The sequence below is a fragment of the Streptomyces sp. NPDC050636 genome (genome assembly GCF_040654775.1).
Lineage (GTDB): Bacteria > Actinomycetota > Actinomycetes > Streptomycetales > Streptomycetaceae > Streptomyces.
Genome location: NZ_JBFAIP010000171.1, coordinates 1 through 7,814, shown reverse-complemented (window position 1 = coordinate 7,814; position 7,814 = coordinate 1). Strand labels below are relative to the sequence as shown.

Genomic DNA, 7,814 nt, shown 5'->3' with positions numbered 1-7,814 from the left:
CGGGGGCCCGGGCGTGCTTAATCAATGCCGTTGGCTTGATTCTTTTGGTTGCTTTTGTCAAACACTCGCGCGGTCCGGCCCCCCGCGCCGGGGGTAAACGCCCCCGGGGGCGGGGGGGGGCCGGCGGGGCGCGTCGGGGGTCGGGACCTGTCTTATTCGGGCCGGTGGCCGCCGGGGAACTCCGGGGTCGCCGTGCGGGCCAGCTCGTGGCTGAGCTGTTCCAGCTCGCTGCCGCCCGCCATTTGGCGGGTCAGCTCGTCCAGGGCGATCTCCGACTTGGCGTGACTTCCGGCCATCGCACCGCGCTTGAGGAGCACGAAGCGGTCGCCGACCAGGTACGCGTGGTGCGGATTGTGGGTGATCAACACCACGCCGAGTCCGGCGTCCCGGGCGGCCGCCACGTACTTCAGGACGACGCCGGACTGCTTGACGCCGAGCGCCGCCGTCGGCTCGTCCAGGACGAGGACCTTGGCGCCGAAGTAGACGGCGCGGGCGATCGCGACGCACTGCCGCTCGCCGCCCGAAAGGGTGCCGATGGGCTGGTCGACATCGCGCAGGTCGATACCCATCCGCAGCAGCTCGCTGCGGGTGGTCTCGCGCATGGTGCGGACGTCGAGCCGCTTGAAGGGGCCCACCCCCGTGGTCGGCTCGGAGCCGAGGAAGAAGTTCCGCCACACCGGCATCAGCGGGACCACGGCGAGGTCCTGGTAGACGGTCGCGATGCCACGGTCCAGGGCCTCACGCGGGGAGGAGAGCCGGGTCTCCTCCCCCTCGATGGTGAAGGTGCCCGCGTCGTGCTGGTGCAGCCCCGCGATGATCTTGATGAGAGTGGACTTGCCGGCGCCGTTGTCGCCCAGCACGCAGGAGATCTCCCCGGCGTGCACTTCCAGGGACACGCCTTCCAGCGCCTTGATGTTGCCGTAGAACTTGCTGACGTCGGTCAGCTCGACCAGGGCCGGCTTCTCGTCCGGCGCCGTCTTCTTGTCGAGGGCAGTCATGCTTTCTCCTCCGCCCGCTTGCGGACCCATGCGTTCAGGAGCGTGGCGAGCAGCAGCATCGCGCCGAGGAAGAACTTGTACCAGTCCGGATTCCACTGCGCGTAGACGATGCCCTTGCTGGTCATACCGAAGATGAAGGCACCGACCGCGGCACCGATCGCCGAGCCGAAGCCGCCGGTCATCAGACAGCCGCCGACCGCCGCCGCGATGATGTAGAGGAACTCGTTGCCGACGCCGTCGCCGGACTGGATCGCGTCGTACGAGAACAGCAGATGCTGGCCGGAGACCCAGGCGGCGAACGCGACGCCCATATAGAGGCCGATCTTGGTCTTGGTGACCGGGACACCGACCGCCCGCGCCGCGTCGGCGTTGCCGCCCACCGCGAAGATCCAGTTGCCGACGCGGGTGCGCAGCAGGATCCAGGTGGCCACCGCGACCAGTGCGATCCACCACAGGATGGTGATCTGGATGTCGACGTCGCCAACGGTGAGGTGGGACGCGAAGAGCGCACGGGCCGACTCGAAGCCCTCCATGTCGGCGATGGTCTTCGTGGAGACGGTGCCGCTGATCAGCTTGGTGAAGCCGAGGTTGAGGCCCGTCAGCATGAAGAACGTGCCGAGCGTGATGATGAAGCTCGGGAGTTTCGTACGGGTCAGCAGGAATCCGTTGAAGACTCCGATGGCGAGGGTGACCAGCAGCGACACTCCGACGCCGACCCAGGTGTTGGCGGTCATCTGGTAGCTGAACATCGACGAGATCAGCGCCGAGCTGACGACCATGACACCGGCCGACAGATCGAATTCGCCGCCGATCATCAGCAGCGCCACCGGCACGGCCATGATGCCGATCGTCGAGGACGCGTACAGCACGGTGGAGAGGCTGGACGCCTGCAGGAAGGGTTCAGCGGCGATCGAGAAGAAGATGAAGACGGCGATGGCGCCGACGACCGAGCCGAGCTCGGGGCGACCCATCAGGCGGCGCGCCAGGGAGCGGTGCAGCAGGCGTTCGTCGGAGCTCTTGGCGGGCGGGCCCGCGGGCTGCAGAGGTGGTGCGTCGGTGGTGCTCATCGTGTTCCCCGCTTCGTGTATTCCTGCAGCGCGGCAGCGTCCTTCTTGGTGATCACCTGGGGTCCGGTGAGCACCGGCTTGCCGCCGCCGAGGACGTCGGAGTTGTACTTGTAGAGCCAGAGCAGGTCCACCGCCTCGTAGCCCTGGAGGTAGGGCTGCTGGTCGACGGCGAAGCCGAGCGAGCCGTCCTTGAGACCCTCCGCGACCTGCGCGTTCAGGTCGAAGGTGGCGATCTCGGCCTTGCTGCCGGCCTGGTCCTTGGCCTTGACGGCGGTGGCGGCGAACGGTGCACCGAGGGTGACGACGGAATCGATGCCGCGGTCCGACTGGAGCTTGGACTCGATCGAGGACTGCACATCGGGCATGTTCGTGCCCTCGACGTAGAGCTTCTGCAGATCGCCCTTGAAGGTCTTCTCGGCGCCGTCGCAGCGCTGCTCGTGTCCGACATTGCCCTGCTCGTGCAGGACGCAGAGGGCCTTCTTCCTGCCGCGCTCGTTCAGTTCCTCGCCGACGGCCTCGCCGGCCACCGTCTCGTCCTGGCCGATGTGGCTGAGCGCGCCGAATGCCTTGGACTCGTCGGCCCCGGAATTCACCGTGATCACCGGTATGCCGGCCTTCCGGGCCTTGGCGACCACGTCCTTCATGGCGTTCGGCTTCGCGAGCGAGACGATCAGCCCGTCGACCTTCTGGTCGATGTAGGACTGCACGAGCTGGCTCTGCCGACTGGCTTCCTTGTCGTGCCCGTAGACGAACTTGATGTTGTCCTTGGCGGCGGCCTGCTCTGCGCCGTTCTGCACGATGTCCCAGAAGGTGTCGCCGTCTCCCGAGTGGGTGACCATTGCGAACGTCCACCGGGGGGTGTTCACCGCGGCCTTGCCACCGGCGGTCTGGGCTGCGCGTTCTTCCTCCGCGCGCTTGCCTCCGGTGCTGCTGCATCCCGCCAGGGAGGCGCCAAGCGCTGCTGCCAGCACGGCGCTCACGACGCGTCCCCTTCTCCGAACCCTTGCCACGAGGACTCGCCCTTCCCGCTGATGCCACGCTGTGTTGGCTGTATTGACCGTGTTGGCTGTATTGACCGTGTCGGCTGTCTGAGCCGTGTTGGCTGCATGGGCCGTGGTGGTTGCGCCGACCGTCTTGGCTGTCTCGCCTGGTTGTCCACGGTTTCGCACACCGGCACCGGGCGGCCGGCTCCAACCGCCCAAGTATCCGTTACCGGTGATCTGTACCGGTTCATCGGGTCCCGCCTTCCGTAGGGCTTCACCGGGTCCCGCGCCCGGTGTACTCCTCCAACTTCGGTACGTCCTTCCCGCTGACCAGGGCGGGTCCGGTGAGCACCGGCTTACCGCCGCCGAGCACATCGGCATTGGTCTTGTGCAGCCAGAGCAGGTCCACCGCCTCGTAGCCCTGGAGGTAGGGCTGCTGGTCGACGGCGAAGGTGACGTCCTTGGCCTTGAGGAGCTTGACGACGGCGGGGTTCAGATCGAACGTCGCGATCTGCGCGGCGCTGCCCGCCTGCTCCTTCGCCTTGACGGAGATCGCCGCCATCGGCGCACCGAGCGTGACGATCGCGTCGATGGACTCGTCGGACTGCAGCTTGGCCTCGATCGAGGACTGCGAGGACGGGGCGTTGGTCCCGTCGACGTTGAGGTTCTCGACCGACCCGTGGAAGCCCTTGCGGACGCCGGCGCAGCGGTCCTCCAGCGACACATTGCCCTGCTCGTGGATGACGCACAGGACCTTCTTGGCGTGCCGGTCGTCCAGCTCGTCGCCGACGGCCTGGCCCGCCACCGACTCGTCCTGGCCGATATGCGTCAGCGCCCCGTACGCCTTCGAGAACTCGCCGCCGGAGTTGATGGTGATGACCGGGATGCCCGCCGCGACGGCCTTGCGGACCGCGGCCTTGACGGCCTCCGGCTTGGCAAGGGTGACGATCAGCCCGTCGACCTTCGAGTCGATGTAGGACTGCACCAGCTCCGCTTGCTTGGAGCCCTCTTTGTCGTTGGCGTAGAGGAACTTCACGTTGTCCTTGGCGGCGGCCGCTTCGGCGCCGTTCTGGACGATGTCCCAGAAGGTGTCGCCCTCACCGGAGTGGCTGACCATCCCGATGGTCATCCGGGGCGTGCTGACGCCCTTGCCGCTTCCGGACGCACCGGGCTTGCCTTCGGAACCCTTGCCTCCGGAGCCGCTGCACCCGGCGACCAGCGCGAGGGCCGCCGCCAGGGCCGCCGCGCTGAGGACGTTGACGGGTCGAGCCATACGTACGTTTCGCACGCCGATCATCGTGGGACCGCCTTTCTCCCGGCCGCCTGAATGCGGCTGGAAGAGTTCTAAGGCGGCCCACGGAGCCACGTCAATACTTTGTCCGAACATTCTGACGCGGAGCTGCGGCATATCGGGGCATAGCAGGGCATACGAGCCGTCCGGACAGGCTCGGGGCGGGAAATGGGCATGCGAAATGACCCGGCCGGGCGCGCACACGGCAGGGGAAATGCCCGGCCCGGAGCGCGCAAAGACAGGTCTGCATGGACAAGTCTGCAAGGACAGGTATTCGGGAAGCTCAGGTCCTCAGGAAGCCCAGATACTCGGCAGGCTCAGTGCCAGCGCGCTTCGGCGCTCAAGGGCGGACCAGCAGCTGGAATTCGAAGGCGTAACGGGACGCACGGTAGACATGCGAGCCGAACTCGACCGCGCGCCCGGTGTCGTCGAACGTGGTGCGCTGCATCGTGAGCAGCGGGGCGCCCTCGGGCTCGTCGAGCCGCTCGCCCTCCTCCGCCGTCGCGGCGCGCGCGCCGACAGCCTGGCGGGCGCTGTGCAGGGTGATGCCGGCCGTCCGCATCAGGCGGTACAGGCCGGTCTCCTCCAGTTCGGCGGTCTCCAGCCTCAGCAGCCCGGCGGGGAGGTGGTTGCGCAGATGCGCGACGGGCTCGCCGTGTGTGAGGCGCAGCCGCTCGACGAGCGCGACCTCCGCGCCCTCGGCGATGCCCAGCGCGGCGGCGACCTCGGCGTCGGCCTCAGTGGTGGTGTTGAGCAGCACACGGGTGGCGGGCTTCTGCCCGGCCGCCTCCAGGTCGTCGTAAAGGCTGCTCAGCTCCAGGGGGCGCTTGACCTGGCTGTGTACGACCTGGGTGCCGATGCCCCGTCGGCGGACCAGCAGTCCCTTGTCGACCAGCGACTGGATAGCCTGCCGCACCGTCGGCCGGGACAGGCCGAGCCGGCCGGCCAGCTCGATCTCATTGCCGAGCAGACTGCCGGGAGCCAGCTTGCCGTTCTCGATCGCGGCCTCCAGCTGCTGGGACAGCTGGAAATACAACGGGACCGGACTACTCCGGTCCACGCTGAACTGGACAGGGCTCTCGGCGCCCGAGGCATCTGTATCGCGTTTCCCCACGCTCGCGAGCGTAACCGCCCGGACAGATGACGGGAAGTCCAGAGGTCACATTGTCCGGACAAGGTGGGTGGGGTGGCTTGTGTCCGCGCCCCACATGGCCATCTGGTCGCGTCCCCCAGGAGTACCTTCGCCCACCCTCGGAGCCTACGCTCCGGGCTCGGCTACCCGGCCGGCAAGCCCCACCCCGCTACTTCATCCACGCATCCTCGTACTTCCGGTACGTCCCGTCATGGGTGGCGAGGTGCACCCACTGGTCCACATACGCCTTGAACTCATCGTCGCCGCGCGGGAGTGCGTAGGACTTCTCGGAGAAGGAGAACGGCTTGTCCGGGTGGACCGAGCACAGTTCGGGGTGGATCTTGGCCTGGTAGCGGGTCTCGCCGGCGTCGGTCATCATGACATCCGCCCGGCCCGCGATGATCTCGTCGAAGATCGTGGTGTTGTCCGGGTGGAGCTTGAGGGTCGCGCGCTTGATGTGCGCGCGGGCGAATTCCTCGTTCGTGCCGCCGGGGTTCACGATGACGTCCGTCCCGGGCCGGTCGATCTGCGCCAGCGTCCGGTACTTGTCCTTGTCCGCGCAGCGCACGATGGGCGTCTTGCCGTCCGTGCGCGTGGGTTCGCTGAAGTAGGCGGAACGGGCGCGCGCGAGGGTGATCGAGACGCCGCCCATGGCGATGTCGCAGCGGTCGGCCGCCAGGTCGCCGACGAGCTCGGCCCAGGTCGTGGGGACGTAACGGGGCTTGACGTCCAGGCTCTTGGCGAGGTTTTCGGCCATCTCGATGTCCACACCGCTGTAAGCACCGGTCTTGGGGTCGAGGTGGGTGAAGGGGCGGTAGTCGCCGGTGGTGCAGACGCGCAGCACACCGCGCCGCGGGATGGTGTCGAGGAGTGAGCGGGTGTGCTGGGCGCGCCTGGTGGTCGCCGTGGAGGCGGTCGACGTCGGCCCGTTGGCGGCTGCGGGTGCGGCCCCCGGTGTCGGGGCGGGGGTGTCCTGGCGGCCTTGCGGGGTCGCCGGGGCGGCGGCGGTTACGGCGAGCAGACAGGCGAGGGCGGAGAGCGTGGCGGCGCGCTTCATGGTGGGTGGCTCCTGTACGCGACGGGACGGCTGGACGCGGCGGGGCGCGGTCCATGGTCGGCTCGATCACGCGCTCGCCCGCCGCCTGCCGGCGGTCCGTGATCACGTGATCGAAGCGCTCAGGTTGGCAGAGCCCATGGCCCAGGTGAACCCCCTGACCGGCCAGTGGGACGGCCGATCGGGGTCCCCGGTAAGGGAGTTGGGCATCCCGTCGCGTCGGTCGCCGTCCGTCGTACCCGCCCGCGCCCCTCGCGTCCGACACGTCCGGCCGCACGCGCCCGCAGGCCTCAGTCGGCGTACCGGCCCGCCGCGCCCTCGCCCACGGGGCTGTCGGGGGTGATGTCGGCCAGGCGGGTGAGGAGTTCGGCGGCGCGCTTGGCGACGGTGTCGCGGTCGCCCTCTGAGAGGGCCGAGCCCATGCCCACCGCGACCGCGCCGGCGGCTATCCACTCCGGCGCGCTCTCGACCGTCACCCCGCCCGTCGGCAGCAGCGGCGCCTGCGGCAGCGCGGCACGTACGTCCTTCAGCCAGGACGGGCCGTACCCGGAGGCGGGGAACAGCTTGAGCGCGTCGGCGCCGAGCTCCAGGGCACGGACCATCTCGGTCGGCGTCGACACCCCGGGGAAGACCGGGACTCCGTAGCGGTGGCCGGTGCGGATGACCTCGGCGTCCAGACTCGGTGAGACCAGGAAGCGGGCGCCGGCGTCCACCGCCATCCGGGCCGACATCGCGTCAAGGACCGTGCCCGCGCCGATGACCGCGTCATCGCCGAGCTCGCGGGTGAGGGTGGTGACCGCCTCCAGCGCGAACGGCGTGGTCAGGGATATCTCCAGGCTGGTGACACCCGCCGAGAGCAGCGTGTCGGCCGTGGCGCTCGCCTCGTCATAGGTCTTGCTGCGGACGATGGCGAAAACGCGCTGCGCCAGTGCGGCCCGGGTGATCTCCCAGCGATACACGGCAGTTCGCCGTCCTTCCTTGTCTCCAACGCTCCATGCCGCCTCGCCGTGGCCCACGGCGGACGCGGCACTTCCTGCGGCACGCGCCGCGGCGGCTGACCACCATGGCCCCTTTGCCGCCGATGCCCGCCCACTCCTCGTTTCTACCGAAACGCTACCGGGCCCCACTGACAATCCTCTCGTGGGGGTGCGCCCCGCGCTCCCCTTCCGCCAAGAACGGGGCGAACCGGCGTGCAGACAGCACAGCGGCGGCCGGGGTCAAGGCGGGACGCTCGGACCTGTGGCTGCTGATGGCGCTGGACGGTGGCGGAGGTGTCAGCCGGATCGGCG

The 7,814-nt window shown here is 68.8% G+C and carries 7 protein-coding genes; all 7 read right to left on the bottom strand.

Annotated features, from left to right (window positions below):
• Positions 1-152: 152 nt before the first annotated feature.
• Positions 153-998: an ATP-binding cassette domain-containing protein gene (locus tag AB0I10_RS39455; RefSeq protein WP_363157570.1), complete on the bottom strand. Its 846-nt coding sequence runs from the start codon at positions 996-998 to the stop codon at positions 153-155.
• Positions 995-2,065 (bottom strand): ABC transporter permease, encoded by a 1,071-nt coding sequence (locus tag AB0I10_RS39450; RefSeq protein WP_363157569.1) that lies wholly within the window; start codon positions 2,063-2,065, stop codon positions 995-997. Before AB0I10_RS39450 ends, AB0I10_RS39455 begins: the two co-directional genes overlap by 4 nt.
• On the bottom strand, positions 2,062-3,036 hold the full coding sequence (locus AB0I10_RS39445; RefSeq protein WP_363157573.1) for a sugar ABC transporter substrate-binding protein: 975 nt from the start codon (positions 3,034-3,036) through the stop codon (positions 2,062-2,064). Before AB0I10_RS39445 ends, AB0I10_RS39450 begins: the two co-directional genes overlap by 4 nt.
• A gap of 286 nt (positions 3,037-3,322) precedes the next feature.
• The gene (locus tag AB0I10_RS39440; protein ID WP_363157572.1) at positions 3,323-4,321 is read right to left on the bottom strand and encodes a substrate-binding domain-containing protein; all 999 of its coding nucleotides are present in this window, start codon (positions 4,319-4,321) and stop codon (positions 3,323-3,325) included.
• Positions 4,322-4,679: 358 nt separating this feature from the next.
• Entirely contained in the window at positions 4,680-5,399 is a 720-nt protein-coding gene (locus AB0I10_RS39435; protein WP_363157571.1) for a GntR family transcriptional regulator, read from the bottom strand.
• A 241-nt stretch (positions 5,400-5,640) separates the two neighbouring features.
• Entirely contained in the window at positions 5,641-6,528 is an 888-nt protein-coding gene (locus AB0I10_RS39430; RefSeq protein WP_363157568.1) for a transporter substrate-binding domain-containing protein, read from the bottom strand.
• 287 nt (positions 6,529-6,815) lie between these two features.
• A complete protein-coding gene (gene eda, locus AB0I10_RS39425; protein ID WP_363157567.1) occupies positions 6,816-7,484 on the bottom strand; it encodes a bifunctional 4-hydroxy-2-oxoglutarate aldolase/2-dehydro-3-deoxy-phosphogluconate aldolase in 669 nt (222 codons plus the stop codon).
• Between the last annotated feature and the right edge of the window lie 330 nt (positions 7,485-7,814).

Excerpts from the sequence above, each read along its gene's own strand:
- AB0I10_RS39455 (WP_363157570.1), bottom strand. The coding sequence starts at position 998 with ATGACTGCCCTCGACAAGAAGACGGCGCCGGACGAGAAGCCGGCCCTG.
- AB0I10_RS39450 (WP_363157569.1), bottom strand. The coding sequence starts at position 2,065 with ATGAGCACCACCGACGCACCACCTCTGCAGCCCGCGGGCCCGCCCGCC.
- AB0I10_RS39440 (WP_363157572.1), bottom strand. The coding sequence starts at position 4,321 with ATGGCTCGACCCGTCAACGTCCTCAGCGCGGCGGCCCTGGCGGCGGCC.
- AB0I10_RS39430 (WP_363157568.1), bottom strand. The coding sequence starts at position 6,528 with ATGAAGCGCGCCGCCACGCTCTCCGCCCTCGCCTGTCTGCTCGCCGTA.